The sequence below is a fragment of the Loktanella sp. 3ANDIMAR09 genome (genome assembly GCF_001420005.1).
Taxonomy (GTDB): Bacteria; Pseudomonadota; Alphaproteobacteria; order Rhodobacterales; family Rhodobacteraceae; genus Loktanella.
Window position 1 is genome coordinate 72,511 of the sequence record NZ_LJAK01000010.1, and the last position, 26,580, is coordinate 99,090.

The 26,580-nt window shown below is 53.7% G+C and carries 29 protein-coding genes and 1 pseudogene; 9 read left to right on the plus strand and 21 right to left on the minus strand.

The window, feature by feature from the left end; genetic code table 11:
* Positions 1-90: 90 nt before the first annotated feature.
* Positions 91-1,419 (minus strand): APC family permease, encoded by a 1,329-nt coding sequence (locus tag AN189_RS14205; RefSeq protein WP_056037177.1) that lies wholly within the window; start codon positions 1,417-1,419, stop codon positions 91-93.
* A 169-nt stretch (positions 1,420-1,588) separates the two neighbouring features.
* Here AN189_RS14205 and AN189_RS14210 point away from each other — a divergent pair, with 169 nt between their 5' ends.
* Positions 1,589-2,374: a DsbA family protein gene (locus AN189_RS14210; protein ID WP_056037276.1), complete on the plus strand. Its 786-nt coding sequence runs from the start codon at positions 1,589-1,591 to the stop codon at positions 2,372-2,374.
* A gap of 60 nt (positions 2,375-2,434) precedes the next feature.
* Positions 2,435-2,668: an anti-sigma factor gene (locus AN189_RS14215; protein WP_056037180.1), complete on the plus strand. Its 234-nt coding sequence runs from the start codon at positions 2,435-2,437 to the stop codon at positions 2,666-2,668.
* An 18-nt stretch (positions 2,669-2,686) separates the two neighbouring features.
* On the opposite strand, the gene AN189_RS14220 is transcribed toward AN189_RS14215, so the two are convergent.
* Positions 2,687-3,976, minus strand: a complete 1,290-nt coding sequence (locus tag AN189_RS14220) for a multicopper oxidase family protein (protein WP_253279628.1) — start codon at positions 3,974-3,976, stop codon at positions 2,687-2,689.
* Between the two features lie 154 nt (positions 3,977-4,130).
* On the opposite strand from AN189_RS14220, the gene AN189_RS14225 reads away from it, so the two are divergent.
* Positions 4,131-6,194: a protein-disulfide reductase DsbD gene (locus AN189_RS14225; protein WP_056037183.1), complete on the plus strand. Its 2,064-nt coding sequence runs from the start codon at positions 4,131-4,133 to the stop codon at positions 6,192-6,194.
* Between the two features lie 75 nt (positions 6,195-6,269).
* Here AN189_RS14225 and AN189_RS14230 read toward each other — a convergent pair.
* The 8 genes and pseudogenes from AN189_RS14230 to AN189_RS14260 all read right to left on the minus strand — a co-directional run bounded on the left by AN189_RS14230 (position 6,270) and on the right by AN189_RS14260 (position 14,454).
* A pseudogene (locus AN189_RS14230) lies at positions 6,270-7,679 on the minus strand (fused MFS/spermidine synthase).
* A 200-nt stretch (positions 7,680-7,879) separates the two neighbouring features.
* Positions 7,880-8,647, minus strand: a complete 768-nt coding sequence (locus tag AN189_RS14235; protein ID WP_056037279.1) for a glutaredoxin — start codon at positions 8,645-8,647, stop codon at positions 7,880-7,882.
* Positions 8,648-8,660: 13 nt separating this feature from the next.
* Positions 8,661-9,623: a DUF6692 family protein gene (locus tag AN189_RS14240; protein WP_083484429.1), complete on the minus strand. Its 963-nt coding sequence runs from the start codon at positions 9,621-9,623 to the stop codon at positions 8,661-8,663.
* 68 nt (positions 9,624-9,691) lie between these two features.
* Entirely contained in the window at positions 9,692-10,114 is a 423-nt protein-coding gene (locus AN189_RS14245; protein ID WP_056037189.1) for an ion channel, read from the minus strand.
* Positions 10,115-10,160: 46 nt separating this feature from the next.
* Entirely contained in the window at positions 10,161-10,589 is a 429-nt protein-coding gene (locus AN189_RS14250) for a rhodanese-like domain-containing protein (protein ID WP_056037192.1), read from the minus strand.
* Complete coding sequence (locus AN189_RS18850; protein WP_083484430.1) at positions 10,549-11,448, minus strand: MBL fold metallo-hydrolase; 900 nt, start codon at positions 11,446-11,448, stop codon at positions 10,549-10,551. The genes AN189_RS14250 and AN189_RS18850 overlap by 41 nt, the downstream gene beginning before the upstream one ends.
* A 96-nt stretch (positions 11,449-11,544) precedes the next feature.
* A complete protein-coding gene (gene cueR / locus AN189_RS14255; protein ID WP_056037196.1) occupies positions 11,545-11,934 on the minus strand; it encodes a Cu(I)-responsive transcriptional regulator in 390 nt (129 codons plus the stop codon).
* 9 nt (positions 11,935-11,943) lie between these two features.
* Positions 11,944-14,454 carry a heavy metal translocating P-type ATPase gene (locus AN189_RS14260; RefSeq protein ID WP_056037198.1) on the minus strand — a complete coding sequence of 837 codons (2,511 nt, stop codon included), beginning with the start codon at positions 14,452-14,454 and terminating at the stop codon, positions 11,944-11,946.
* 157 nt (positions 14,455-14,611) lie between these two features.
* Here AN189_RS14260 and AN189_RS14265 point away from each other — a divergent pair, with 157 nt between their 5' ends.
* Complete coding sequence (locus tag AN189_RS14265) at positions 14,612-14,806, plus strand: heavy-metal-associated domain-containing protein (RefSeq protein WP_055687632.1); 195 nt, start codon at positions 14,612-14,614, stop codon at positions 14,804-14,806.
* Here the strand turns inward: AN189_RS14265 and AN189_RS14270 are convergent.
* From AN189_RS14270 to AN189_RS14305, 9 genes are all read right to left on the minus strand, one after another.
* Positions 14,803-15,522 (minus strand): DsbA family protein, encoded by a 720-nt coding sequence (locus AN189_RS14270; RefSeq protein ID WP_056037202.1) that lies wholly within the window; start codon positions 15,520-15,522, stop codon positions 14,803-14,805. The two genes, AN189_RS14265 and AN189_RS14270, sit on opposite strands and share 4 nt — an antisense overlap.
* Positions 15,519-16,010, minus strand: a complete 492-nt coding sequence (locus AN189_RS14275) for a cytochrome c (protein ID WP_056037204.1) — start codon at positions 16,008-16,010, stop codon at positions 15,519-15,521. Before AN189_RS14275 ends, AN189_RS14270 begins: the two co-directional genes overlap by 4 nt.
* Positions 16,007-17,395, minus strand: a complete 1,389-nt coding sequence (locus tag AN189_RS14280; RefSeq protein ID WP_056037208.1) for a multicopper oxidase family protein — start codon at positions 17,393-17,395, stop codon at positions 16,007-16,009. The genes AN189_RS14275 and AN189_RS14280 overlap by 4 nt, the downstream gene beginning before the upstream one ends.
* Before the next feature lie 15 nt (positions 17,396-17,410).
* Entirely contained in the window at positions 17,411-18,295 is an 885-nt protein-coding gene (locus tag AN189_RS14285) for a cytochrome c (RefSeq protein WP_253279633.1), read from the minus strand.
* A gap of 9 nt (positions 18,296-18,304) precedes the next feature.
* Positions 18,305-18,886 carry a cytochrome c gene (locus AN189_RS14290; RefSeq protein ID WP_055296332.1) on the minus strand — a complete coding sequence of 194 codons (582 nt, stop codon included), beginning with the start codon at positions 18,884-18,886 and terminating at the stop codon, positions 18,305-18,307.
* Positions 18,887-18,899: 13 nt separating this feature from the next.
* Complete coding sequence (locus AN189_RS14295) at positions 18,900-19,358, minus strand: cytochrome c (RefSeq protein WP_056037212.1); 459 nt, start codon at positions 19,356-19,358, stop codon at positions 18,900-18,902.
* Complete coding sequence (locus AN189_RS18855) at positions 19,358-19,927, minus strand: L,D-transpeptidase (RefSeq protein ID WP_157057503.1); 570 nt, start codon at positions 19,925-19,927, stop codon at positions 19,358-19,360. Before AN189_RS18855 ends, AN189_RS14295 begins: the two co-directional genes overlap by 1 nt.
* Positions 19,928-20,083: 156 nt before the next feature.
* Positions 20,084-21,535, minus strand: coding sequence for an ATP-binding protein (locus AN189_RS14300; RefSeq protein WP_157057507.1), 1,452 nt, complete (start codon positions 21,533-21,535; stop codon positions 20,084-20,086).
* Positions 21,536-21,540: 5 nt separating this feature from the next.
* Positions 21,541-22,260 (minus strand): response regulator, encoded by a 720-nt coding sequence (locus AN189_RS14305; RefSeq protein ID WP_056037281.1) that lies wholly within the window; start codon positions 22,258-22,260, stop codon positions 21,541-21,543.
* Positions 22,261-22,398: 138 nt separating this feature from the next.
* On the opposite strand from AN189_RS14305, the gene AN189_RS14310 reads away from it, so the two are divergent.
* A complete protein-coding gene (locus AN189_RS14310; RefSeq protein WP_055296334.1) occupies positions 22,399-22,848 on the plus strand; it encodes a DUF411 domain-containing protein in 450 nt (149 codons plus the stop codon).
* 1 nt (position 22,849) lies between these two features.
* Positions 22,850-23,497 (plus strand): hypothetical protein, encoded by a 648-nt coding sequence (locus tag AN189_RS14315; RefSeq protein WP_056037215.1) that lies wholly within the window; start codon positions 22,850-22,852, stop codon positions 23,495-23,497.
* A 7-nt stretch (positions 23,498-23,504) separates the two neighbouring features.
* On the opposite strand, the gene AN189_RS14320 is transcribed toward AN189_RS14315, so the two are convergent.
* Positions 23,505-24,074, minus strand: a complete 570-nt coding sequence (locus AN189_RS14320) for a Crp/Fnr family transcriptional regulator (RefSeq protein WP_056037218.1) — start codon at positions 24,072-24,074, stop codon at positions 23,505-23,507.
* Positions 24,075-24,145: 71 nt separating this feature from the next.
* Between AN189_RS14320 and AN189_RS14325 the strand changes: the two genes are divergently transcribed.
* Together AN189_RS14325 and AN189_RS18860 are read left to right on the plus strand one after the other, a co-directional pair.
* On the plus strand, positions 24,146-24,685 hold the full coding sequence (locus tag AN189_RS14325; RefSeq protein WP_056037219.1) for a hypothetical protein: 540 nt from the start codon (positions 24,146-24,148) through the stop codon (positions 24,683-24,685).
* A 155-nt stretch (positions 24,686-24,840) separates the two neighbouring features.
* Positions 24,841-25,131 carry a hypothetical protein gene (locus AN189_RS18860; RefSeq protein ID WP_083484432.1) on the plus strand — a complete coding sequence of 97 codons (291 nt, stop codon included), beginning with the start codon at positions 24,841-24,843 and terminating at the stop codon, positions 25,129-25,131.
* A 303-nt stretch (positions 25,132-25,434) separates the two neighbouring features.
* On the opposite strand, the gene AN189_RS14330 is transcribed toward AN189_RS18860, so the two are convergent.
* Positions 25,435-26,070, minus strand: a complete 636-nt coding sequence (locus AN189_RS14330; protein WP_056037223.1) for a cation transporter — start codon at positions 26,068-26,070, stop codon at positions 25,435-25,437.
* 73 nt (positions 26,071-26,143) lie between these two features.
* On the opposite strand from AN189_RS14330, the gene AN189_RS14335 reads away from it, so the two are divergent.
* Complete coding sequence (locus AN189_RS14335) at positions 26,144-26,560, plus strand: helix-turn-helix domain-containing protein (protein WP_056037225.1); 417 nt, start codon at positions 26,144-26,146, stop codon at positions 26,558-26,560.
* Positions 26,561-26,580 lie beyond the last annotated feature (20 nt).

The following is a 26,580-nucleotide window of genomic DNA, read 5'->3' on the forward strand; positions in this document are numbered from 1 at the left end:
AACGTGATCAGCCGCGAAAATGGCTTACAAATGAGGCATCGTCCATGCCTAGAACCCTTTGAGCGCAATGAGTTTTGTAACGATTTGTAATTATCCATGCGCGCTTTCTTGTGCGGGTGCAATCCAGCGAGAAAGGTAAATCCTCTGAAGCACAAATACTGTGATGATTGAAAAGATGGCGATGACCACAATGGAGGGGTCTGATCTCAGCTTCATTATCGTGAATGCCACCAGCACAACCGCATCTAGAGCCAATGCAATGAGGATGACTAGTCCGTTTGCCTTGATCTCGTGACGCATAAATCGCCAAACGCCCCAGTGCACAATCATGTCCATCACTAGATAGAAGAATGCACCCAGCGATGCGATACGAGACAAGTCGAAGAAGACGGCTAAAAACGATGCAACGACGACCGTATAGACCAGCATATGACCTTGGATCGGCCCCGACATGCCAAAATGCCGATGCGGGATCATTTTCATGTCCGTCAGCATCGCGAGCATGCGAGATACCGCGAAAACGCTGGCCAAGACGCCAGAGGCGGTTGCTACTGCTGCCAAAACCACTGTGAAGTAGAAACCGGTTTGCCCCAGAACAGGTGCCGCGGCCTCGGCGAGCGAATAGTCCTTTGCAGCGATGATTTCATCAATGGTTAGGCTCGAACCGACAGCAAATGCCACGAGCAAGTATACGACAACGCATATGGCAATAGAGATCATGATCGTCCGGCCAACGTTGCGATGCGGATCCACGATCTCTCCACCGCTGTTGGTAATCGTCGTGAAACCCTTGAAGGCGAGAATGGCAAGAGCGACGGATGCGACAAAACCGATTACATCACCTTCGAATGTTGCTTCGGTTTCGGCTGCGAAGGAAAATCCACCCGCCCACAGCGCCGCAATGCCGAACAGGGCGATACCCCCTATCTTCAAAAATGCCATCACGAGAGACAATGCACCGACCGATCTACTCCCAAATTTGTTCACAATGAAGGCAAAGACGATGACGCCTACCGCGAGCACCGGTATGAGAGGTCCGTCAGAGATTCCAAATGGCCTCAAAACATAAGTCGCAAACGTACGTGCGACCAAGCTCTCTGCGATCACCATAGATATCGCCATTAGGAGTGCCGCGGCCGCAGCAATGGCCCCGGGCCCATAAGCCTTTTGCAGTATCATCGCGATACCACCTGATGAAGGCCAAGCGTTTGACATTTTGATGTAGCTGTAGGCGCTGAAACTGGTCACAATCGCGCCGGCAATGAATGTCAAAGGAAAAATCGGTCCGGCGAGCTGCGCAATTTGGCCCGTAAGCGCAAAGATACCCGCGCCAATCATGACGCCTGTTCCCATCGCAACAGCACTGCTGAGGGTTATGCGATCATCACTTTGCGGCTTGTTCGAATGATCATGGTCCATATGGCGTCACTCGCTCTGGGTCTCGGTTGCTTAGAATATCTATCCTAGAAGCCAGCGCAAATCGGCGTAACCCAGTCGAGCCGACTGTCTTGTATCGATATGTAAAGTTGATCAAATGACTTTCAAAAGCCTATAGAAAAGGGCTTAGATGCATAGAAAGGGGCGCAGTGTGGACGAGAAAAAGCGCAGCACTCTGATCACGCTATCAGCGGTTGTGGCGGGTTATGCTGCGTTCAGGTACGGCCCAAACCTAATACCGCAAGAGCTTCAATTGGTGAACTTAGATCGGCCGATTGGATTTCGTAAATTCGTTGCGGGTGAGACAAGTGGTGGTTCTTTCGACCCTTTTGTAGGGATGGGCAATAACGATTCTGCGGCCAATAGAGAGGCGAAACTACGGGCAGATGCACGGATCGGTGAAAACGTCTGTCGCGCATTATACGGTGAGCTTGACCTCACGACAGGGCAAGTTCCCGTTGCGTCTTTTTCAGACTATTATTGCCCGTTTTGCAGAATCCAAACAAAGCGCCTTGCAGATATCGTCAAGTCCAAAGGTAATGAAATATCTGTCGCATGGCATGAGCTTCCTTTACTCGGAGAAGGGTCCAGCCTTGCAGCAAAAGCAGCTTTGGCTGCCAAGCGACAAGGTGCATATGTCGCGTTTCATGAAAGGCTGATGAAAACGCCATTTGTCGCAAACCCAGAATACTTGGCCCGATTATCCCAAGATCTAGAAATCGATGAGGAACAATTGCTCGCAGACATCGATAGCACAGCGGTTTCTCAGGAATTGGAAAACAGCGCCGCATTGTCGCGTGCGTTGGCACTAGTGGGAACGCCTGCCCTCGTGATTGGGCGCACGGTTGTTCAGGGTCAAGTCAGCGATTCAATGATTATGAGGATCATAGCGTTGGAGCGTGAAGAAGGGTGGGCTGAGCAGTGCAATTATGCGTGACATGTCACCAGAAATACCGACGCAGGACCAAGCCGGAACGCTAATTACGGGGGTATTGAATTGACGCGAAACAGCGAACAACTGAGCGCCTTCCTCGATGGTGAGTTGACCGAAGCAGAGACTGAAATGCTCGAAAAAGCCTTGCTGATAGACACTCATCTGCGCGCAGAACTGCAACAGCTGTGTGAGGCGAATGCGGTAGCGCGCAGCGAATTTGCCGCCATGCTCGACGAGCCAGTTTCTGCTCGGCTTATCAGCACAATTTGGCAAACGCCTATCGCCGCTAAAGACTAGCCGCACATCATCCTGAGGCTACGCGACCAGCAACCAGGTGGCCATGCCGTCTTCTTGATGGCTCAACATATGACAATGAATCAACCATGCGCCGGGATTGTCGAGGACACAGAGTATCTCTCGGCTTTCTCCTGCTTCAACAAGCGTCGTGTCGCGCAGGACCGTCGGCGCTTGGCTTTCGTCGGTTTCCCAAAAATGATGACCATGTAGATGAATACCGTGCGGAAAAGCCGTATCATTGCGCAGTCGAATAAGGACTGTTTCACCACGCCCTGCCGATATGATCGGCTGCCGCGGCAGGCCACTTACATCGTTCAAGGCCCAACTGCCAAAGCCGCTATGTGGTTTTCCCCCTGCCCCGCCTTGCATCACAAGATCAACGCTTTGCGTGATACGGCCGGGCTGCGGCAGGCGGTTTGGTGGCAATGGTGCGAATGCCGTCTGTCTTTCGTCGCGGGAACCGGATGGGCTGATCTTGGTCAGCAACAATGGTTTGGATGCTGATTGCTCAAGAACATGAACATCTGCTTCAACATCTCCAATCACATCGACGCGTTGCCCCGGCGCTAAGACCAGTTCGCTCAGTAGCTGCGGTTCCGCCAGTGGCATGCCGTCAAGTGCGACGACCACGCCGGACAACCCTTGGAGTGCGATCTTGAACACCCGATCAACTGACGGATTGATCAACCGCAGGCGCAATCGCTCACCAACACGCGTCTGAGATGATGATGAAAAGGCTGTCATGACATCACCAAGCCGCCCCTCTGTCGTGTAGTGAGCTGGATGAAACGCACGGTCGAAATTGCCTTCTGCGTCGGTGAGAATATCTAAAAGCTGGATCGTGATGTCTTGATCGACGTCAGGTGGGTTACGCTCTTCAACAATCAAAGGTCCAAACATGCCGCGGCTGACTTGGTCGAGGGAAAGATAATGTGAGTGATACCAGAATGTCCCTGCATCCGGCACGGCGAAACGGTAGTCAAAACTGCCGCCCGGTATGACCGCGTCCTGCGTGAGGACGTTTACGCCATCCATCGTATTGGGAAGCCTGATACCGTGCCAATGGATCATGGTCCCCTCCTCAAGCGTGTTCTCAAGGCGGGCCGATAGGGTGTCGTTTTGAGGCAGCCTGATTTCTGGACCAGGGACAGAGTTGTTGAAACCCAGCATCTCGATCATGCGCCCGTTGACCGACAACCCCACTCTTGTAGGACGTAAGATAACGCTGCTTTCTGCCGCCAGTATTGGCTGGGGCAGCGCTGCCGCACTTAATCCAATAAGCAACTGCCGTCGATTGATGTTCATCATCTACCTTTTGGGTTCGATCAGCACCTAAAAAGCATAGATAGAGCCCTGCCGAAAGGCCGCATCAGTCAGACATTTTGATACATTTCTGAACTCTTCATTGAAGGACGACAGGTTTATCACTGGGACTGATCACATCACCTGAGCGAGCACATCAATGCTGTCTGCCAGCCGAAATTTCTTATTCACGGTTCTGAGTATCCTCTGGGCATCCATGGTAGTGGCTGAGGTCTCGGAACCCTACACCAACCCTGCTATAACCGCGCGGTTGATTTCGGTGGAGAATGCGGTTCCTCCCAATGCGACGACGCTTTCCCTTGGATTGGACCTCAAACTTGAGGAAGGTTGGAAAGCATACTGGCGCTCACCGGGCGAGGTTGGTTTGCCACCACAAATTTCTTGGGATGGGTCGCAGAACCTTGCCAGTGCAGAAATTCTATGGCCTGCCCCCGAGAGGTTCACCGCGTTTGGCATCGAAAATTTCGGCTATCACGACCGGGTTGTCCTGCCTGTTCAGATTCATTTGCAAGAAGCCGGTGAGCCGGCGCTGTTAAACGCGAGCGTAACCTTGCTGACATGCTCCGAAATCTGTGTTCCACATGATTTCACCTTGAGCCTTTCACTGCCCGCTGGAGTCGGGATCGACCTGAATGCGGGTGATCTGATTACTGAGTACGCGCGCAAGGTTCCCTTGGACCCTGCTGCAAGCGACATCGTTGTCGAAACAGCAGTCATCACCGATGATGCGCTTTATGTGACTGCCAGTTCCGAGAACCGCTTTGTTGCGCCGGATGTTTTTCCTGAAATGGGTCCTAGCTTCACCTTTGGTAAGCCTGATATCAGAACCAATAGTTCTGGAACGGAAGTATGGGCAAAGCTGCCCCTTTACGCCCGCGATGCTGTTGTTCCACTGGTACAGGTAACGCTGACAGATGGCTCACGTTCTGTCACGGCAAACCCAGCTTGGTCGCAAGATGTACCGCAGGCACCTTTCACACTGACAGAGGGTCGGCCCGACCTGTCTCAGATCATGACAATCGCCATGTTTGCGCTGCTGGGTGGATTGATACTAAACGTCATGCCCTGCGTGCTGCCTGTTCTTTCCATCAAGCTGACGTCAGTGCTGAACCAAGCTGACAAACCTGCGCAACAAGTCCGCTACGGCTTCCTGATGTCAGCTCTTGGCGTCTTGGCCTTCATGTGGGTCCTCTCAGCTACAATTCTGGCACTGCAATCCGTTGGGGTCACCGTGGGCTGGGGTGTGCAGTTTCAAAGTCCTGTATTCCTGACGATCATGTTTTTGGTGCTCGCAGTTTTTGCGGCAAATCTGTTCGGCGTATTCGAGATCTCATTGCCATCCGGATTGCAAACGCGGCTAGCGCGATCTAGCGGGCGCGAAGGATATGGCGGGGACTTTGCCACAGGTGCTTTCGCAGCCGTATTGGCCACACCGTGCTCTGCACCCTTCCTTGGCACAGCTGTTGCCTTTGCCCTGACAGGGCAGCCAGTTGATGTGATTGTAGTGTTTACGGCGTTGGGTCTTGGGCTCGCCCTGCCTTATCTCCTTTTTGCATGGAAGCCCGGCTTGATCAGACTGATGCCAAAGCCTGGACGCTGGATGGTTGTTATCAAATGGGTTCTGGGCTTGCTTCTAGCGGCAACGGCGGCTTGGTTATTGTGGGTCCTAAGCGGCGTAGCGGGGGTGCAGGCCGCAGCATTTTTGCTTGGCTTGGCGACCCTTTTCGTGGCGATTGCAGCTATTCCAAAGATTGGTAGCTTGACCCGAGTTGTCTCACTCACCGTCATCGCGATTTTCGGTCTTGCCATGACCGGTAGCGTGACCTCGCCAGCAGAGGCGAAACAGGTTGATCAGGATTGGGTCGTCTTCGACCGTGGCGAGATCCCCCGCCTTGTGTCCCAAGGCAAGACGGTTTTCGTCGATGTTACCGCAGACTGGTGTCTGACCTGTAAGGCAAACAAGGCATTGGTCCTAGATCGCGCACCTATTTTTGACCGGCTTCAAGGTAACGATGTCATCGCTATGCAAGCTGATTGGACACGTTCCGACCCCGCCATTTCGCGATATCTGGAGTCTCATGACCGTTTTGGGATTCCGTTCAATATTGTGTATGGGCCAAATGCGCCTGATGGGATCATTCTATCAGAGGTGTTATCAACGGCCGCCGTGATGGCAGTCCTGGACGAGGCTGCTTTGCGCTGAGCACATGCTCTCTTCTAATACATGATGATGCGGTAAAGGTTGTCGGAGGTGCGACAGAATGCGTGTTCGTTAAACCTAGCGATGCCCGATCCAGCCACGATTGTCTGTAAATGGGCGGCTTGGTGTGATTGTTGTATCCATGTACTCACTCGGCATTCCGTCAAGTGGCGGAAGCGGTACAGGAGACGCTATCAGGATAGTATTGGCGTAGCCGCGCGCACTAACGGGTCCCATGACTGCGGATACGTGCGGATAAAGCTGCGAAAGGATGGCAAAAGTGCCTCGGGCCAGCCGTCCGTCTGGCTTGTCGATTAGGTTCACATAGACTGGTCCGGCGACAATCTCGCGCAGTCGCTGATAGGTCTCCAGCGTCACCAGATGGGCGGGGACAGATCCGGATGAAAACGCATCCATAACAACCGCATCAAACTGGCGTTCTGTTTCATTGATAAACCTTCGCCCATCCGCATGAACGATCTCGAGCCGTCTGTTATTTCGGATTACAGAGCCGGCCCAAGGGAGGTTTTCCTTCGCCACTGCAGTTATAAGCGGGTCTATCTCGACCGCTACGGCTCGTGCTAGTGGGCGCATACTCAACAACTGACTTGGCAACGTATACCCGCCGCCACCCACAAAGAGTACGTTTGCATCTGTAGGCAGATCAAGCGACATGCGCGCCCATAGCATTTGCGTATAACGCAGAATCAATGCGCCCTCTTGCGATCGAGCACCGTTAGAATTTATCCGCTCAGCCGCTTGCGTAATGCGGTCTGAAAATAGGCGAACTTCACCGTTGCGCTGACCGACGTCGATGCAGGATAAGCCCGATTCATATCGACAGACCGGCCCATTCGTAAGTCCTAATGCTATGATCAATCCAGCAGGTGCGATCACTCCGAGTATAGACTGCGGACCGCCACGCACGAAAAGGACGCATAACAGAGCTATAGCACCGCATCCTGCAAAGGTCAGTGCCGAACCCAAGAGCGGTAATGCCACAAATCCTGCCAAAATCGCCCCTACGATGGCGCCCAATGAACCAGCCGCTAGTACGATGCCCAACGATGATCCCTCTCGTCCTGGCCGCGCCTCAACAGCCAGCTTCGCCAAATAGGGAGAGGGAAAGCTGACAAGCACTGACGCGGGAAAGAACGCTACGATAACCGACAGGATCATCCCACCCGTATTACGCGCTCCTAGCCCATACAGTATCGAAAGGATTGTCGGTGACAACGCCATCAGCAATGCAGTAGCTATCAGAGCTCTCCTGACGATCTACGCCGCGACATCTCGCTCGCGTTCTGCAATCAACCCGCCGAGTGCGCTACCCAACGAAAACCCTGCTAAGACCGTCGCGATTACAGTGGTCCAAGTGACCAGCGACGTCCCAAAAAACGGGGCCAATACGCGGCCAGCCGCAATTTCATAGGTCAGCCCAACCATGGACAAAACCAGAATAAGGCTCACCGTCTCCCAAAACCGCATGACGGCCCCCTCTTTTGCGTGCACGGACTAATACCGCGTCATCTCAAACGCCGCAATCGTTCGCAAATCCGAACGAAGGGTCATTTTGCGGGATGCGGCGGCACAGATAAAGTTGTCTGCATAGTGCCACCAAGCGATGTGCACAGCACCGATGGCTGGTCTTGGGAACTAAGCGATCCTGCCCATACCTTTGCGGGCGACTAGAACAGCCCCATAGCACGCGCCGGCATCCAAAACCCCATAAAGATCATCATCAGGTTTTCTGTCAAAGACACAAACCCAAGCGGCACATTCGAGCTGCCACCGACACAGGCACATTTCAATTCGCGCTTGTCGATGTAGACAGCTTTGAACACTGAGACCGCACCGATTGTCCCGATCGTAAGTGCGATGGGTGCGCTGACCCAGACAAGCGCCCCGGCCACCATGACAATCCCGGCGATGGCCTCTCCAAACGGGTAGACATAGCCGTACCGCACCCATCTCTGAGCAAGCAGGTCATAATTTAGGAACATGGTCGAAAAGCTTTCGATGTCCTGCAGTTTCTGCACAGCAAGAAAACACATCGATATGGCAATGAACCATTCAAATGCTCTGAGTGTCGCGACAGAACCATAAAATCCCCAACTCAATCCCAACGCCATAAGGAAGGAGACGGAAAAGATGGCGATCACTGGCTGATAGCTTGTCGCATCTTTGTCAGGCACATCATCGCCAAAACGTTCGCGCAGGGCATCATACCCACCGACGCGATCACCATCGATAAATGTCTGCGGTGTCGTTTCAACGTTATATTTCTCTTTGAACTTGTCCGTTTCTTCGCGCGTCGTCAGATGGCGATCATCCACTTCGAACCCCCGCCGCTCCAGAAGGTCCTTGGATTTCAGACCATAGGGGCAAACATGCTCTTCCATGACCATCCGGTGAAGGATCGCAATTTTGCCGGTCGTTTTAATATCCTTGGGCATATTCACCTTCCTTTTAGTTGCTGCAGGTCCAGTAGCCGGTGAAACCAACGGCCAACGGCTGCGCGCCCGTCAATTCAAACAGTAGGGTCGCATCATCACCGTCCGCATCGCCCGGTGTAAGCGTCAATTGACCGCCATCAGCCGTCAGCAGGCCGCCAGAATTGACCGGCCCGTCGGCTGCGAAAGTAACAAGCGATCCAGAAATTTTTGCCACGCCGGTGCCGATGCCATCAGTCACCAAGATCGGGTTCGCATTTACCGCGCGAATAAAGGTGCATTCACCCCCTGAACCAAGCGCAGAATTGATTTCGTCTGTCGCCAGCGGTGCCGGACGGATCCCTGCGATGATTGGTGTTGCAATTGCGTCCTGCAAGCTCTCTAGCTGCGCAGGCCCTTCCGCTTCGCCCAAAGGCCATTCTGGTCCCGCCTCACCATTCTGTGCGATATCATCAATCAGATAGCGCATCTCAGAGATTTCGCGATTTTGGGCTGTCACAATTTCGGCCGCAAGCGCACTGACACGCGGGTCAGTTGTTTCGGCCCTCTCACTTGTCATAATCGCGATTGAGTGGTGCGGGATCATTGCGCTCATCCAGCTTTCGTCTTGGACAGTCACCTGACTTCGCACCAGCCACAAAGCCCCGGCAAATACGATGGCGGAGCCAGCAATGATCGCAACGTTCGCCGATGTACTCTTGTACATATTTAGCATGAACAATAACATGACGATGGCCATGGTCGCGCCCATGACAAAGGTCATATAGAAACGTGTTTCGCTCCAATAGAGATGTTCAACCGAGTAAGAGTTGATGAACATCAGGCCGAACATCAGCGCAGTCGATGTGCCAACCATAGCGAAGAACCGACCATAAGATGAACCAGAATGCGTGTCGGAATGACTGGCGTCTTGGTGGCTTTTAGCGTCGGTGTCACCACGACGCCCAGTAGAGGTATCTTGGTTCGCAAAATTGGTCATTTATTGTCTCCATCCAGCATAGTGTGATAGAAAAATAACCTTCCCGCGCCGGAGGGTTCCTACAGATTTCAATATTTTTTGCGTGATCGCGACATTTGAATGAAGATAAAGGATGCCGAACAACTTATCAGCAGAAAGCCGTTCAATGCTTCAAGGCCGGAAATGAAGCGCAGATGATTGGTTGGTACCACATCTCCGAGCCCCAACGAGGTGTACGTAATCAAAGAAAAATGTAGAACATCCATAGCAGACAAAGCCGTATCTGACTGAAATTCCCCAATACCGAACCTCAAGCCCATCATATAGGCGAACCCGTAAACGCCTGCTTCTAGCACGTGCGCTGCGGCTGTAATGTGTACGGCTACGAGCATCTGCAACGAATTCGAGCTTTTAAGATTGCCCGTGATTTGAGCGGCTTTGTTCAACGCAAGAAAGTGAATTGCACCGCATACAGTGAAGCAAGCGACACCAAGGGCGATAGCAAGGAGCATAATCGCACCCTTCTAGGAAATGTTAGTGGGTTTCAGTGCGAAGCCATCAGTCAGGCGCCTTTCGAACAGGGGCGCCGCTTGCCATGTCAGTCGTAATGTATGGTTGACCCGCTTTCTTCCAAGCAGCGAAGCCACCATCCAAATGTGCGATACGCTCTCGGCCGGACATCAGAGCTTTGCAGGCCATTTTGCCTGATCTCGCTGATGAGCCACACATCAAGACGACTGTTTTGCCTTCTTCGCCCGGAAGAAACTTGGGATCAAAAAATGCCATTGGCAAAAGCATAGCCCCTTCCACATGTTCGAAAGCGTATTCGGCGGGAGTACGAACATCGATCAGGACGATCTTTTCGTTCGCTATCGCATCAGCAACTTCATCTGTTGTCCAGGTTTGCAGTTCGCCGTTCAATGTTTTCTGTGTCCATGATTTCACCTCAGAATTTGTTTGCAGGAATTTTGAAATAAGAGTGGCCATCATCCTCTGGCTCAGGCAGACGGCCACCCCTCAGGTTGACCTGAAGTGCATAAAGCATGCGGTCTGGAAGACCGAGGGTATCATCTCGCTTGTCACGAAGGTCTATGAACGATGAGCGTGTTTGTGTACCGCCAACATGAGGGTTATTTTTGCGGTGCTCCGCAACAGTTGCTACACACGCCGGTTCGGTCCGGCTCTCTGTTCCGTAGTCATGACCGACAAACACCCGAGATTCATCTGGAAGAGCGAGGAGTGCCTGAATCGAATTCCACAGGTCAAGTGAACTACCGCCGGGGAAATCTGCGCGGGCTGTTCCGACATCGACATGCATCAAAGTGTCATGCGCGAAAATTGCATCGCCGGTGACATAGGATAAGGACCCAAGCGTGTGCCCCGAGCTTAACATGACAGAAGTTTCAAAACGCCCGATCTGAAGACTGTCGCCATCTGCAAAAAGCCTATCAAAACAATTGTCGGGCACGAATGATTGAGGCTGATTATAATAGTCTCTCCAAAGGATCGCGATGTCTCTAACCTTCTGCCCAATGCCGTGTGGGGCCGCGGTACGTTGTGCCAGCCAATGGCCAGCGGTCAGATGGTCTGCGTGAGGATGTGTGTCGAGTATCCAGTCGACTTTGTATCCTTCACTTTCAACAAGGCGCAGAATGACCTCGGCGCTTTCGGTTGATGTTCTTGCTGAGGCTGGATCGAAGTCTAGAATAGGGTCGATAATCGCACAGGATTTAGAGTCCTGGTCCACGCAAACATACTGCCAAGACCCGGTCGCTTCGTCGTATAGGCAATGTACGAGCGGTCCGTCGGTTGAAGATTGGCTATCAAATTTTGCCTCTATTGGCATTTTTCCCTCCTCTGCCTGTTGATGAGCCTAAAACAAGTCTCCAGTGCTGGATGGTTCCAAAAGAACCAGAAAAATAGAAGGCAATAGGACAGTCAGTCAGACGCCCCGCGACAAATCCTTCAAGATTGGACAATCGGGACGGTGGTCGCCTTGACAGGCTTCCACAAGATGAGACAGTGTTTCGCGCATCGACTTCAGCTGAGTGATCTTGTTGTCGATCTCGGCCAAATGTTCTTTGGCCACAGCTTTCACCTGCGCGCTCTCACGGGTCTCGTCTTCGTATAGACCCATCAAGGTGCGGCAGTCTTCGATGGAAAATCCTAAGGCTCGCGCACGCCCCAAGAATGCGAGCTTGTGGATGTCGCTTTCACGGAAACTGCGGTACCCATTGTCACTGCGCAGCGGGCGGACGAGATTAATGTCTTCGTAATAACGGATCGTCTTTGGCGGTAATCCCGAGCGTTCAGATACTTCTCCGATATTCATAATGAACTCCTATTCTGCGGGTTGCGTTATTAAATGGGGCGATGCCGCCTTGTGTGGCGCTGCCTCGGGCATCTTCGGCGTGATGCGCCGCAAACGCAGAGCGTTGGTTAGAACCGAGACCGATGAAAGTGCCATCGCCCCTGCCGCAAAAACCGGCGAAAGAAGCAATCCAAAGGCTGGGTAAAGCGCACCTGCAGCAACCGGGATTAAGGCAACGTTATATCCAAATGCCCAGATAAGGTTCTGGTGGATGTTGCGCATTGTCGCCTGTGACACCTCGGCCGCATTCACAACACCGCGCAGGTCGCCGGACATCAACACGACGTCTGCGCTCTCGATGGCGACATCAGTTCCTGTACCAATAGCAATCCCAACATCGGCGTGTGCAAGTGCAGGCGCATCATTAATGCCATCGCCGACAAAGGCGATCTTGCGTCCGCCTTGCCTTAGTCTTTCAAGAGCCTTCACCTTTCCATCAGGTAATACGCCAGCAATCACCTCGTCGATCCCAACCGCACGACCGATGGCATCAGCCGTCTCCTGTTTGTCCCCAGTAATCATCGCGACCTTGAGCCCGCGGGCGTGCAAAGCTTCGATGACGCTGGCACTGGACGCTTTGACAGGGTCAGCAACAGCGATCACGGCAGCCAGAGATCCGTCGATCGCCGCGTAGAGCGCTGTCCTCCCCTGCTCTGCCAGTGAGCGTTCGTCAGCCTCAAGCGCTTTGGTGTCGATGATTTGCTGCGCCATAAATCGGTCTGCACCGACAAGCACTTTTCGACCGTCGACCATAGCCTCGACGCCGTAGCCGGTCACGGATCGGAAATCTGTCGCAGTGGGGAAATCCAGACCTTCCTCGACGGCCGAGCGCACGATGGCCTCGGCAACAGGATGTTCTGACTGCGCTTCAACAGCAGCTATTAGGGCGAGGGTTTCGGAGCGTTCAAAGCCTTGTGTGGTGATCAAGTCTGTGAGTGTTGGTTGGCCTTCAGTCACAGTGCCGGTCTTGTCCAGCGCGATGATTTCAACTTCGTTGAGATGCTGCAGCGCATCACCTTTGCGGAACAATACACCCATTTCGGCAGCCCGTCCGGTGCCGACCATAATTGAGGTGGGCGTTGCCAAGCCCATTGCACAGGGGCATGCGATAATCAGGACTGATACGCCTGCAACCAACGCAAAGGTCAGGGCGGGATCAGGACCGATCAAAAGCCAAACAATAACGGTCAGCAGTGCAAGTGCCAGAACAGCGGGCACAAACCACATGGTGACGCGGTCCACCAAACCCTGGATGGGCAACTTTGCACCCTGCGCCTCTTCGACCATGCGAATGATCTGTGCGAGGGTCGTATCTGCACCAACCCGTGTGGCTGCGAAGGTCAGGCTGCCGGTGCCATTGACGGTCCCGCCAGTGACGAAATCATCAGCGCTTTTTGGCACTGCAAGCGGTTCGCCGGTGATCATGCTTTCATCAACGTTGCTGCTGCCTTCAGTGACGGCGCCGTCAACCGGAATCCGTTCACCGGGGCGCACAAGGACGAGATCGCCTATTGCAAGCCTGTCGATGTCGACCTCGACGGTTTCACCATCACGCAAAACGCGGGCTGTCTTTGCTTGCAATCCCAAGAGCGCTTGAATCGCGGCGCCGGTTCTTCCTTTGGCACGTGCCTCGAGCCACCGCCCAAGCAAAATAAGCACAACAATAACAGCTGCTGCTTCAAAGTAGACCGCGCGGACACCATCCGGCAGCACCTGCGGCAGGAATGTTGCGACAACCGAATAGCTCCATGCTGCACCTGTACCGAGAGCCACGAGGCTGTTCATATCAGGCGTACGTCTCAGCAGAGCGGGGATACCCTTAGCGAAGAACCCCCACCCTGGGCCAAAGAGAACAATCGTCGCAAGAACAAATTGAATGAGCCAAGATGTTTGAATGCCGATGGTACGTTCGATCAGATGGTGAAAGCTGGGGATTGTATGCGCACCCATTTCCAGAACAAACACGGGCACAGTAAGGATGGCTGCGAAAACAACGCGATTCAGGAGGGCCATTGCTTCATCGGCTTTGCGCTCTGAACGCGAGGCCTGCGCGTCTGCTTGCGCGACTTCGGCCGGGTAGCCAGCGTCGCTGCTGACAGCGACAAGGTGTTCGGCTGTCGTCGCCCCGGTGACATACACAATAGTTGCATTTTCCGCCGCGAGGTTGACCGACGCCTCAAGCACGCCGGGTGCCGTCATGAAGGCTTTCTCGACACGTCCAACACAGGACGCGCATGTCATTGATGCGATGTTCAATGTGATACGCGACGTACGGGCAGGATATCCAAGGTCGGTCAAAGCATTGACGGCGGATTTCAGGCCGTCCGGCCCAGAAACCGTCACTGTCGCCGCCTCTGTCGCAAGATTAACGGTTGCGTTGGTCACGCCATCCACACCGTTTAACCCCTGCTCGACCCTGCCGACACAGGAAGCACAACTCATGCCTTCGATGGATAAATTGACGGTTTCTTGTTCGGTCATCGTGCGGCTCCTGTGAACTCTCGCAATAGAGATAAGGATTCCAGCCACTGGAAGCTCAAGGCCTAAGTTGGAATTTTTTCAGATTTAACAAATTTCGGGTTGACCCTCCACCAACTGGAAGCCGCATCTTAAGGGAAGAAGATGAACGGAGAGCGATATGATTTTCAGCGTACCCAGAATGAGTTGCGGCCATTGCACCTCGGCAATTGAAAAGGGCATCAAAGCCAAAGATCCGTCGGCGGTTGTCACCACCGACCTTGATCTACGCTTGGTCACTGTTCAAAGCAACCTTACGCAATCTGACGTCCAAACAGCGATCGTTGGTGCAGGCTATGAAGCCTCCGCCGCTTAGTTATTTGCGCGGGCCTGATTGACCAGGCTGATCATTTGGTCAGCATCAATCAGGCCCGGCGCCAGACTGTCGCCAATCACGAATGAGGGCGTTCCGCTAAATCCCATTGCACGGCTCAGACGCATGGACGTCGCAATATGCTCGTCGATCTCGGGCGCGTTCATATCCCGGCGCAGTTGTACGACATCAAGGCCAATGTCTTCGGCGGCGCGCATGACACTTGCTTCTTCTGCCCGACCGCTCAGCTCCATCATTGCCCAGTGAAACTCTTCATATTTGCCTTGGTTGCGCGATGCCAATGCAGCGCGTGCCGCAAAGACTGACCCTTCGCCCAAAATCGGCCACTCACGGTAGACCACACGTACATTCGGGTCTGCCGCAAGCAAGGCCTCCATATGTGGCTTTACTCGCCGACAGTACGGGCAGTTGTAGTCAAAGAATTCGACCACAGTGACGTCGCCATCAGGGTTTCCGAGCACGGGCGCATTCGGGTCGCGCTCAAGGGCTTCTCTCTCTGTTGCCAGAACCTGAGCAGCAACCAGCGCCTGGTTAGCCTGCTGTTGTTCTTCAAAGAGTTGCGCGGCCTCAAAGACAATTCCCGGATTTTCGCGAATTGCTTCCAGCACAAGCTGTTTGATCCTGTCTTCGGTCAGCTCATCGGCGGCCGCCATGAACGGGATCACCAACATGGCAGTACTAATCAGTAGTTTCTTCATCGCTCATCTCCCTGCGCCGCTGTGTCAGCGGCAGTGCGCTCAGCCTGAGCAGCACGCACGCGCTCGGGCCATGTGGATTTTATGTAGGAAAGGATATTCCAGATTTCTTCGTCGCTGAGTTGTTCACCAAACCCGGGCATCCCACTGTCAAAATCCATGCCTTGCGCCGCCAAAGTCTCTCGGCCGCCAAGTTTGGTATAGGTGAATAGTAGGCTGTCGGCATGATGCCAAGTGTGACCAGTTTCATCGTGTGGGGGGGCTGGCAGGCGTCCGTCCGCTCCGGGACTGCGCCAGTTCTCTTGGCCTTCGAGGTTTGCACCATGACAGGACGCGCAATACTGTCCATAGAGCTCTGCCCCCGCAACAATATCGACTGGAAAATCCGTTGGAGCCAGGGCAACCTCTTCTTCTGACTGCGCCAGAACAACAGCCCCTCCGGCTGCCAAAGCCAGAAAACCAAGCCCGAAAAGCAGCATGCGGCGTGTCATGCCACCACAATCCGTGTCATCATCCCTGATGCGGCATGGGACAGCATATGGCAGTGCAGCAACCACTCTCCGGGATTATCCGCGACAAATGCAATCTCGCGCGAGGTGTTTCTTTCAAGAAGTGTCGTATCGCGGAGTGATCCGAGAGAACCATCCTCGGCGACTTCGTGAAAATGCATGCCGTGCAAGTGCATCGCGTGCGGAAACGCAGTGTCGTTGCGAATTGCCACACGAACATGCTCGCCAATACTCACCCGCGCAAGAGGTGGACCATCCATTCCGTCGGCGGCGCCATTAAAAGCCCAAAACCGACCAGCATCGACAATCTCGCGCATCGATTTTTCTTCGCCACCTAGTGTGGCGGCCCGCAATCCGCCCATGGCGCCGCCTTCCATGTTCAAGGTCAGTGCGGTCGCCTTCACCAGATCCACGGGTGTGTAGCTGTTCGGCGGCAGCGCATCAGGTGCCGCCCGTCTGGTGGTTGCACCACCAATGCCGACTTCAAACGCAACCTGACTGAATGCTTCTTGTTGCCCGAGGTGGACAAGATGCGCCGTCTCGCCTGCGTCCGCAATCACATCAACGATCAGGTCAACTCTCTGGGCAGGCCCTAAAACGAGCGCTTCCGTCACTTTCTGTGGGACCGCCAAAGGCATACCATCCAAGGCAACCGTCCATCCATCGAGACCCTGCAGTTGCAGCGGGAAGATCCGAGCGTTCGATGCATTGATCAAGCGCAGACGCAGACGCTCGTTCTTACGTGTATTGAGGACCAGATTGTACGCCGCATTGGTGGTGATGAAGTTGCCAATCCTTCCCGCATGGCTGAGGGCGTGCGACGCTTCAAAATCATCGTCCAACTGGGCGGTATCAGCATTGACCAGCCAGTCATCTAAGACCAAAACCTCTTCGCGATCGACGTCGGGCGCATCCGCTTCTTCGACAATAAGCGGGCCGTAAAGGCCACGTGCGACTTGCTGTGTGGACATATTATGGGCGTGATACCAATAGGTACCCGCATCAGGTGCCACAAAGTTGTAATCGAATTCTTCGCCGGGCAGAACAGCACTTTGGGTCAGGCCCGACACACCATCCATTGCATTGTCGATGCGGATGCCATGCCAATGGACCGATGTCGGTTGAGACAGAACATTTCGGAGCATGCGTTTGACCCGCGAGCCCTGCGCGACCCGTATCTCGGCACCTGGCGCATTCCCGTTAAAACCCCAAAGTGTCGTCCGACCATAAACATCCGGCAAAAGTTGGACGCTGACCTCTTGTGCAGACAAGAGGTCAGCGTTTGCGTCGGCAAATGCACGTGAACTGGGGAGGGTTGCGAGTGCAGTTGCTGAAGCTATGAACTGGCGGCGGTTAAGGCTGCGCATAGATAAAAAACCTTTCTAGGTATCGCTGTCCATGATGTACGTCGCCATCGCGTTCAAATCATCATCGGTTAGGAACCTTGTGCCAAATTGAACTACCTCTGCCATAGATCCGCCAAAGACATCACCCGACGGGGTAATGCCTGAACGCAGTGCATAGGCGAGGTCGTCTGCGGCCCACCCTTCCGCCAAAAGGTCACTTGAAAGTATCGAAGGCGCCTTTCCACCGACGGGCAGATCGGCGTTGCCTGAAAAACGCTCGGATATGATCCGTGCGCCTACAACATTCCTTGGTGTATGGCAGGCTGCACAATGTGTCGCCCCGTTGACGAGCACTTTGCCTCGATTCCACGCATCACTCTTGTCCGGTTCAGGGGCGGTATCCGGGGTGGCCAAGAAAGCAGCCCGCCAAAGCTTGAGACCCCATCGTTGGTCAAACGGGAAGGAAACATCGTGCTCGGGTGCGGCTTCAGCCACTGGTGGCACCGTTTGAAACGCGGCCCAAAGGTCTGCGATATCCTGATCCGAGAAGTTTGCATAGAAGGGATAGGTGAAGGTCGGATAATAAGGTTCGCCGTCGGGCGAGATGCCCTGACGGACCGCACTCGCAAAATCTTCGGCTGACCAACTTCCCATCCCGTAGTCAGGATCGGTGGTCAAATTCGGCGGATAGAACGTGCCGAAGTCTGTTTTGAGAGGTGCTCCTCCTGCGAGAGGTGCACCGCCCTCTTCCGCATTCGTATGGCACGCTATGCATCCGCTCGCACGTGCAAGGTAGGCACCCTTATTCACATCGCCGACCAATGCAATCTCTTCAACTTCCTTGCCAATCGGCCAAACGATCGTAGCAGCCACTGTTCCGACGCCGGCAAGCAAACCTGCCCCGACAACCCAACGAAAAATGCCCACGGCCTAGTCGTCCTCGGCGCGGAATTTTTGGTGACACGCAGAACATGTCTGCGCTACTGCAGCAAATGCTGTGTCTGTTGGCATGGTCGCGAACATATCAACTGTCATGATTTCGCTTGTTTCACCCATACCACCGCCCATCGCGGGGGCATTTTCCGATCCCATCATTCCGCCGCCCATCATCGAGGCCCCTTGGTCAGGCTGGCTAGCAGCTAAACCAACGTCGGCACTCAATTTCAGACCTTCAGCACGCAACTCCAACTGTTCGGCCAGCTCTACGAATTCGTCCCAGTCCTCCCAGACTGATGGCAACACCTTTGAGACTGGTTGAACGGAACCCTCTGGAAACAGGCTGGTCATCTGTTGGCCCGCATGCGTCACCATCACATCCGCACCGGCGCGCACTTGATCTGCATTAAAGGGTGATTGGCCCCGCATCATTGGGGTTAGCTCCTTAAGGACATCGCTCAATGCGGTCATGCCCTGCATGCGCTCCAATACCACACCGGTTGCGCCTTTGTGTGCCAAAGCTGCCGTTGCCGCGATGATGCTTGCTGTCGTCAGAATTACCAGTCCTGTGCGCATTCTCGCATCCCTTCTAAAATATGCCGTTGGCCCTTTGGAGCTCACGGATGTAGGCGACAACCATCTTCACATCGCCGTCTGTCAGGCCTTCAATGGCGGGCATGTTTCCGAATTGCCAATGGTGGGCGGTTACGCCGTTGCGGGCCGCGCTGAGGAAGGCCCCATCACCATGATGCCCGGGTTCATAGGTGATATGAACCAAGGGTGGTGCGATCCCGTTTTGCCCTGCAGCATTGGCACCATGGCATTCCGCACAAGCAACGTTAAACACTTTCTCACCAAATTGAGCGTCTGCAGAAAGCTCCGATGGCAGTGTCACTTCAACGATCGGATCACCGACTTCCAGACCAGACAGATTGGCAGGCGTCATGGAATGGCCATTCACCGGCGGGGCTGGCTGCATCTGCTGCCAAACAAATCCAGCGCCGCCGATCACGAAAAAGCCAACAATAAACAGAGCAGATTTATCCATTAGAGAAGCTTTACCTGTGTTCCAATTGGTGTGCGGCCAAACACTTCTTCGATTTGCTCGTTGAAAAGACCAATGCAACCGTTAGACGATTTTCTACCAATCTTGCGAGTGTCTTGGGTGCCATGAATCCGGTAGTACTGCCAAGAGAGGTACAACGCATGCGAACCCAAAGGATTTCGCGGATCTCCGCCTTGGATATAGGCGGGCCAATCAGGATTGCGCTCAAGCATGGATGGCGTCGGGCCCCACCCGGGTGCGACCTTCTTGTCGATCACTTCAGTATATCCAAGCCGTGTTAAGTCTTCAGAAAGTGGCACCGATGTTGGATACGTCCGCATCTCACCATCGGCCGTCCAATGCTGCAGGAAACGTGACCCAGTGTCAGCCAAAAGAATGCCCTTACCGATGGTTTCAAAGTGATCCTGCCACTGATGCGGCCGAAATGCTGCAACGTTGCGAGTCACTCCATCCAATGCCTGGGCGTTCACAATGGAAGGGGCCGCTAGGGCGGTAGCGCCGATACCTGAAACAAAGTTCCGACGCGATAGAAGTTGCATTTTCTTATTCATCTAACTTGCCTCTTTTTTCTGCTTTCCTGCAGTTCTAACTGCCCGGCGGGATTTCATGAATAGTTGGCACGTTGGTTTCTTGTACTGATATGTAACGCTTGTGCGGCGGCAACGTTGAGGTCATCCCTCCGCACCGCCATCAGCTCCAGAATTGGATTACTGGGCGCTCACACCAAGACGGCGGTTTTTGGTACCCTTTGGCTTGGTTACCACGAGAGCATCCATGGAGGTCTCATCCCGCTTTGTGTTGCGCTCGAACGGGAGTCTCACGGTAGCGCGGAGCCCTGCTTTTGGAAGGTTCGTGAGTTCAACGGACCCGCCGTGTTCGAGAATAATGCTTCTTGCGATCGACAAACCCAGCCCATGACCACCGGTATCACGCGATCGCGATGTCTCAAGTCTTACATAAGGACCAAACACCGCCTCCAAATCACTTTCTGGAATTCCGGGCCCCTGATCGTCGATATGGATTTCAGCATAACCATCGACGGGTTGCCACGAAACGCGCGCTTCCTTCCCATAGCGAATGGCATTCTCGATCAGGTTCCGAAGGGCACGCCGCATCGTGCTTGGTTTGGCAGGTACAATCAATGGTTCGTCCGACAGGAGCGACATACCATCTGTTCCAAATCCGGAGAGCAATCCATGAATATCTGTTGGGCAGACCTCTTCATGCTGTCCAACGCCTTTCGCGAAATCCAGCGTTGCATCCACCATCTGCTGCATCTCTTCACCAGATGCGACCAGAGAGGCGCGGGTTTCATCATCGTCAACCATTTCTGCGCGCACTCTGAGGGCCGTCAGCGGCGATCGCAGATCATGGGCGAGTGCGGCCAGCATTTGTGTGCGATCCGAAACAAACCGTGTCAGGCGGTCTTGCATGGTGTTAAAAGCCTTTGTCAGATCCTGGACCTCTTTGGGACCCACAACAGGCAGTGATCCCTCACCAGCGCCGCGTCCCAATCGCTCAGAGGCATCCGCCAAGGTATTCAGTGGCCCAGTCAATCGCGTGAGAAGGAACCAAAAGCTCGCAAGCAACAGAAGCGTTGCAGTCAACACAAAGGACACATTGGATGCGGTCGACCATTGCAAAGGTGGCCGCTCAAACCGCGTACCGACATTCAGCCAATCCCCACCCGCCAAGGCGATGGATAGCTCCATTTCAATTGCGGCCAAACTGCCCTGCATCATTTCTGCGTGCATCTCAGCCATTTCTGGCGATAGGTTTGGGAGAGGCAGCAAACCTTGTTCAATCTCATGAACCTCAACCCGAATATCACGGCTGTAGCTGTCACCAAGCAATGCGCGCACGCGGGCCTCAACGGCCCCTCCGTCGTCGTGATTGCCATGTGCAACCGATGGCAGGTCAGATAAGTCAAATCGCACCAATGGTGATGTCGCTGCCTGAATGATCTGGGCATGTAGGTCAGTAGGCGCCCCTTCGACCAGCTGCGCAACATTGGCAGCGCGGCCTGCGGCTTCGGCACCGATCGCTGCTTGCACTGCGAGTGATCGTTCATCCACAAAGAACCAAAGACTAAGCGCTTGCGCAACAAACAGCACGCCCAAAACCAACAATGCAATTTGTGTTCTTAGCCTCCAAGCCATGTACTTCACTCCATGACCTTGATATCGGCAGTAAGGCTATAGCCGCGATTTCTGATCGTCGCGATGACGCGAGGCCGCAATACGTCCTGCTCGATCTTGCGACGCAAGCGACTGATCTGATTGTCAATCGTCCGATCCAAAGGACCGGCGACCCTGCCCGCGCTGAGTTCAAGAAGCTGGTCGCGGCTGAACACCACCCGCGGTCTTTCCAAGAGTATCGTCAGTAATTTCAACTCACTCGTTGTCAGCATTGTTCTGTTGCCAACTTCATCAAAAAGAGTGCGCCCATCATAGTCTAATTCCAGATGAGCAAAGCGGAGCTTTTTACCGGAGAAGGGCTCGATTTCCGGAATCTGTTTCGTGCGCCGGAGGATGGCGTTGATACGCGCGAGCAATTCTTTGGGATTGAATGGTTTTGCCAAGTAGTCATCTGCACCGCCATCAAGGCCAGCAATCCGATCGTCGTCATCGCCCATCGCGGTCAGCATCAAGATAGGGATTTTCGAAGTCTGTTGAAGGCGTTTGCAAGCACTCAATCCATCCTCTCCCGGCATCATGACATCCAATACGATGAGATCAAATTTCGCCTCGGTAAGCTTTGTATCCATCTCCTCAGCGTTCTCTGCCACTGAGGTGCGCATCCCGTTACGCTCCAGATAGCGGGAAACGGACTTTCGGATTTCCAGGTGGTCATCAACGACAAGAATGTGCGGCATATCGATCATATGGGTCATATAACTGTTGTGGAAGGGAAATGCCCGTCCCATGTTTGTAGCCAAATGTAACAAGATCGGTAGCCGTACGCCGCTCGACTTCGCGTTCCGCAAAATCTACCTTTGTACAAACGAACGGAGGACTACCACGTGAACAGACGGCATTTCATCGCGAGCGCAGCAGGTTTGCTTGTGACAGTCCCTGCGATCGCGCAAACTGCACCCATTATGCAAGTCGCTAAGACGCCAACTTGTGGCTGCTGCACGGCGTGGGTCGAACGGATGGTAGATGCCGGTTTTTCCGTCGAGGTTGAAGACGTCAATCAAGAGGTTCTTTGGGCCATGAAGGATAGTCTCAGCATCACATCAGATCTCTCCGGTTGTCATACAGCGCTCATTGGCGACTATTTTGTTGAGGGCCATGTGCCAGCCCGCGAAATTCAGCGTATGCTTGCCGAAGCGCCAGACGCACGTGGACTGACAGTTCCCGGAATGCCCATGGGCTCGCCCGGGATGGGTGTGGCGGGAACAGGTGACCCCTATGAAGTCTTGCTTGTCCTGAACGATGGTTCAACGCAGGTTTTTGCAAGCTACGCCTGACGTGGCGCTGCAAGACACCTTTCGCAAACACTTCAGCCTTCATCTACCTTTCGGTCTGTTTTGCTGGAACCTGACGCTTCTCAGCATTCTAAGCCTGCTGCCATTTCTGATTGTTTTCGTCGCACTTACGCCGGACTTTGCCAAAATTCTGGTGACAAACCCAACGGCCCTCAGTCGATTCTTCCGGCAGGTCGTCACCAACGGTTTGCCTGTTGTCGTCATCATCAACTATATTAGTTTCGTTGCTTTATCCGGAGTCGTGCAGAAGGCAAACCGATCGGCAATTCGCCATATCGCCTTGGATAGCTTTGCGCGCGCGGGTGCCTTCGTAATGCTTCATATGCTGATCTACGTTTTTTCAGCAGATTGGTTTGGCTCGTTTGGCGGTGACCGCTGGACGGCGCTCCGTGTTGTCGGACCAACACTCGAACGTTCCTATCTGTTCGAGAACATATCCGGCGTATACCTCTACGCGCTTCTGCCGGGTGCGGTGTTCGCCTACTTGGCGGTAATATCGGACCCCGCCGACACCAAGAAAGGTCCATTTTCGGCAAGGTCGGTTAAGGCGATAATAGTTGCATGCGTTAGTCTCGTGCTCATGGTTACATTCCTGTCCATGGCACTGACACAACTATTCAGCAAATCATGAAAGCCAATCAGTGGTGGTGCAGTTGGTAGATGCCTCTTTGAGGGTTAAGCACTTTGCCTTCGGCAACCAATTCTCGCAGAGCGCGATATGTGGCTTCATGGGTCAGCGAAACAGTGGCCGCAAAGTCGATGACTGTCCCGACAAGAAGCCCTGCAACAACACCAGCATATACTCTGTCCTTGGCTGATCGAATGGCGAGAATCTCGCGCATCTGTCGTGTCAGCTGAACTTGGACAGACAGTATCTTGCAATATCCCTTCGCGAAGTCATGCTCCTGAAGCCCCTTTAAGACCGCTGTTTTGTCGATGATGAGCACGCTTCCGCTTTGTTGTGCCACCGCATCACAGTGATAGGATTCGGAGAAAAGCGATGCCTCGGCAAACCACGTTCCAGGCGTCGCACGGTGTATCATGATGGTTTCGCCATCCTCGCTTGCCCGGACCAAATGCACGGTCGTATTCTGGGCAACAAAAAGGCCAAACGTCCGATCGCCGTCGCGAAACAGATGATCTCCCTTCTGCACTTCTACGGATTTTAGAGCCGTCTTTGGCAAGAGATTGAAAGGCGTCGGTGTCATATGATCAAGATCATATAGATTTTTGAAGCCGGTTGGTATCCGCAACTCAGGAAAAATCGAAGGAGAGATCAATGAAGATCTTACTCACTAGCTTCTTTGCTTGGATTGCATTGGCGACATTGGCGGCATCTCAACACGCGCACACAGATCACGCTGATATGGGCGGGAAACCAAACCTTGTGTTGTCAGAGCCTGGGCAGGGTGCATTTTCTGCGGTTGCCGAAATCACACAAGTCTTGCGAGACGACCCCAGTACAGACTGGTCGAAGGTCAACATCACCGCCCTGCGGGAGCATTTGATCGATATGGATTTGGTCGCTACGGACGCAAGCGTTAGCGCGTCCGCAACCCCGAAAGGCGCAACTTTCGTCGTCACCGGCGATGCGCGCACGCAGCGAGCGATCAAAACAATGGTCCCTGCTCATGCACCATTCCTTGCTGCAGAGACCGGCTGGGAGGTTGCCGTTCAAGAGATCGACAGCGGCGTCACCATGCATGTTTCTGGAGATGCGACCCAAATTGCTGCATTGAGTTTCATCGGTCTGATGACCATAGGTGCCCACCACCAAGAGCATCACTTGATGATGGCCAAAGGAGGTGATGTCCACTAAGCTGAAAGGCGTAGGAGAGTGCCCTGAGAAGGAATTGCATCTCAACCATCAGACAAAAGAAGTTGATACAAAAGAGTAACTAGCGTTGCTGGAAGATTGCTCTGGTCCTTGCTAAGAGGTTTAGTCATGCTTTGCTGGCATTTGAGGATGACTAGATGAACTACCGAATTCTGTTGCTTTGTATTTCGTTCTTTGGGCTTTCGGCATGTGCAAGTGTCTCGACTGAAGATGACGTTCCGCCCAACCCATTTATTGAAGAATTGCCGGAAGGCGTCTCGGCGATTGCCGCCCCTTTTCAGGACCTCAATGCAGTGATGATAGACCCAACAGACGGGTGCTATGTCTACCGGCACGCCGGTCCGGTCGAAACCACTTTCCTTCCACTTCGCACCAACAGCGGTCGGCCAATTTGCACCAGACTGCCGGAACAAAGTGAGCCGGGTTGAGTTAGAGAGCACTGCCTTCCGGCATAAGGGAGTAAAACCAAGCGAATACAAAATCATGTGCCAAGCGCTTGCTTCCCCAAAGTAGTCATTCAAGTGAAGTTCAGCGAAGGTGACCCAGCCGCATATCCCAAGTGGGATAAGATTCCCAAATAGGGTTAATATGGGAGCCTGCACAGACGCCGGTGCAAGCAAGGTATGTGGTTTTGGGGACCACAAACGTGGCGCTGAAGAGGCTACAGAATATAGGATCGCGGCTAGCGTTCCTGCTCTATTCGCCAAACCTATGCATCAGAACGCCTTATATCATACCTCCGCGTGTCCGCGGTCGATCATTTCCCTCCGTTCCACGAGCGCTTGCCGCACAATCTGGAACGCTGATGACAGAAAAAGGCCCGCCATGATCGTCGCGACAATCAGGTCTGGCCAGCCGGTTGCGGTGCCCCATACGCCTAAGGCCGCAAACATGACAGCAACGTTGCCAATGGCGTCATTGCGCGAGCATAGCCAGACAGAACGCACGTTGGCGTCACCATCCTTGTAGGGCACCAGCAAGAACACACTGGCAAGGTTGGTGAGCAATGCCAAAAAACCAACAGCACCCATGATCTCGGCCGTGGGAACCCCGACATAAAACACGCGGTAGACAGTCGATCCGAATACCCAAAGTCCCATCAACAAGAGGCTGAAACCCTTGAACAGCGCGGCATTGGTACGGGCGTGAAGTGAGGCACCAATGACTGCCAGAGAAATGCCGTAGGTCATCGCATCACCCGCAAAGTCGAGAGCATCGGCTTGCAACGCCTGTGACTTCGCCAAATGACCCGCAGTCATCTCAACCGCGAACATTATCGCGTTTAGTGCAATGACTATCCAAAGTCGTCGTTTGTAGTCATCTGAGACACCATCAAACTTGGCGTCATGTCCGCAGCATCCTGCCATGGGGTAACCTCTTTCATCTTATGTTGATGATAGTGTAATGTCTCTAGTGACTAGAGATTCAAGAGGTTTCTTCATGTTTTCTATCGGCGAGCTTTCAAAGCGCACAAAGGTCAAAGTTCCAACCATTCGCTACTACGAAGAAATGGGACTTCTCGTGGAAGCCGAGCGCACGAGCGGCAATCAAAGACGGTATGACAAAGCCGGGCTTGAGCGATTGAGCTTTATTCGGCACGCCCGAGATTTGGGGTTTTCGATTGAAGCCATCGCTTCACTGATCGAACTACAGGATCACCCAGACCGATCCTGCGAGGCAGCAACCGACATAGCCGTCGCTCAGCTCGCAGACGTACGTGCCAAAATCAAACGGCTGAAATTGCTGGAAAAGGAACTCGCGCGGATTTCCAAGAGCTGCGATGGGCAGGGTGTATCGGAAGACTGCTACGTTCTTGCATCTTTGGCTGATCACGAGCTCTGTCACAGAGAACATTGAGCCGCTACAGCGGAAATTTC

Coding starts and splice junctions, on each gene's coding strand:
- AN189_RS14205 (WP_056037177.1), bottom strand. CDS start 1,419: ATGGACCATGATCATTCGAACAAGCCGCAAAGTGATGATCGCATAACC.
- AN189_RS14220 (WP_253279628.1), bottom strand. CDS start 3,976: ATGATGAACATCAATCGACGGCAGTTGCTTATTGGATTAAGTGCGGCA.
- AN189_RS14225 (WP_056037183.1), top strand. CDS start 4,131: ATGCTGTCTGCCAGCCGAAATTTCTTATTCACGGTTCTGAGTATCCTC.
- AN189_RS14235 (WP_056037279.1), bottom strand. CDS start 8,647: ATGCCCAAGGATATTAAAACGACCGGCAAAATTGCGATCCTTCACCGG.
- AN189_RS14240 (WP_083484429.1), bottom strand. CDS start 9,623: ATGACCAATTTTGCGAACCAAGATACCTCTACTGGGCGTCGTGGTGAC.
- AN189_RS14245 (WP_056037189.1), bottom strand. CDS start 10,114: ATGCTCCTTGCTATCGCCCTTGGTGTCGCTTGCTTCACTGTATGCGGT.
- AN189_RS14250 (WP_056037192.1), bottom strand. CDS start 10,589: ATGGCCACTCTTATTTCAAAATTCCTGCAAACAAATTCTGAGGTGAAA.
- AN189_RS18850 (WP_083484430.1), bottom strand. CDS start 11,448: ATGCCAATAGAGGCAAAATTTGATAGCCAATCTTCAACCGACGGACCG.
- cueR (WP_056037196.1), bottom strand. CDS start 11,934: ATGAATATCGGAGAAGTATCTGAACGCTCGGGATTACCGCCAAAGACG.
- AN189_RS14260 (WP_056037198.1), bottom strand. CDS start 14,454: ATGACCGAACAAGAAACCGTCAATTTATCCATCGAAGGCATGAGTTGT.
- AN189_RS14265 (WP_055687632.1), top strand. CDS start 14,612: ATGATTTTCAGCGTACCCAGAATGAGTTGCGGCCATTGCACCTCGGCA.
- AN189_RS14270 (WP_056037202.1), bottom strand. CDS start 15,522: ATGAAGAAACTACTGATTAGTACTGCCATGTTGGTGATCCCGTTCATG.
- AN189_RS14275 (WP_056037204.1), bottom strand. CDS start 16,010: ATGACACGCCGCATGCTGCTTTTCGGGCTTGGTTTTCTGGCTTTGGCA.
- AN189_RS14280 (WP_056037208.1), bottom strand. CDS start 17,395: ATGCGCAGCCTTAACCGCCGCCAGTTCATAGCTTCAGCAACTGCACTC.
- AN189_RS14290 (WP_055296332.1), bottom strand. CDS start 18,886: ATGCGCACAGGACTGGTAATTCTGACGACAGCAAGCATCATCGCGGCA.
- AN189_RS14295 (WP_056037212.1), bottom strand. CDS start 19,358: ATGGATAAATCTGCTCTGTTTATTGTTGGCTTTTTCGTGATCGGCGGC.
- AN189_RS18855 (WP_157057503.1), bottom strand. CDS start 19,927: ATGAATAAGAAAATGCAACTTCTATCGCGTCGGAACTTTGTTTCAGGT.
- AN189_RS14300 (WP_157057507.1), bottom strand. CDS start 21,535: ATGGCTTGGAGGCTAAGAACACAAATTGCATTGTTGGTTTTGGGCGTG.
- AN189_RS14305 (WP_056037281.1), bottom strand. CDS start 22,260: ATGATCGATATGCCGCACATTCTTGTCGTTGATGACCACCTGGAAATC.
- AN189_RS14320 (WP_056037218.1), bottom strand. CDS start 24,074: ATGACACCGACGCCTTTCAATCTCTTGCCAAAGACGGCTCTAAAATCC.
- AN189_RS14325 (WP_056037219.1), top strand. CDS start 24,146: ATGAAGATCTTACTCACTAGCTTCTTTGCTTGGATTGCATTGGCGACA.
- AN189_RS18860 (WP_083484432.1), top strand. CDS start 24,841: ATGAACTACCGAATTCTGTTGCTTTGTATTTCGTTCTTTGGGCTTTCG.
- AN189_RS14330 (WP_056037223.1), bottom strand. CDS start 26,070: ATGGCAGGATGCTGCGGACATGACGCCAAGTTTGATGGTGTCTCAGAT.
- AN189_RS14335 (WP_056037225.1), top strand. CDS start 26,144: ATGTTTTCTATCGGCGAGCTTTCAAAGCGCACAAAGGTCAAAGTTCCA.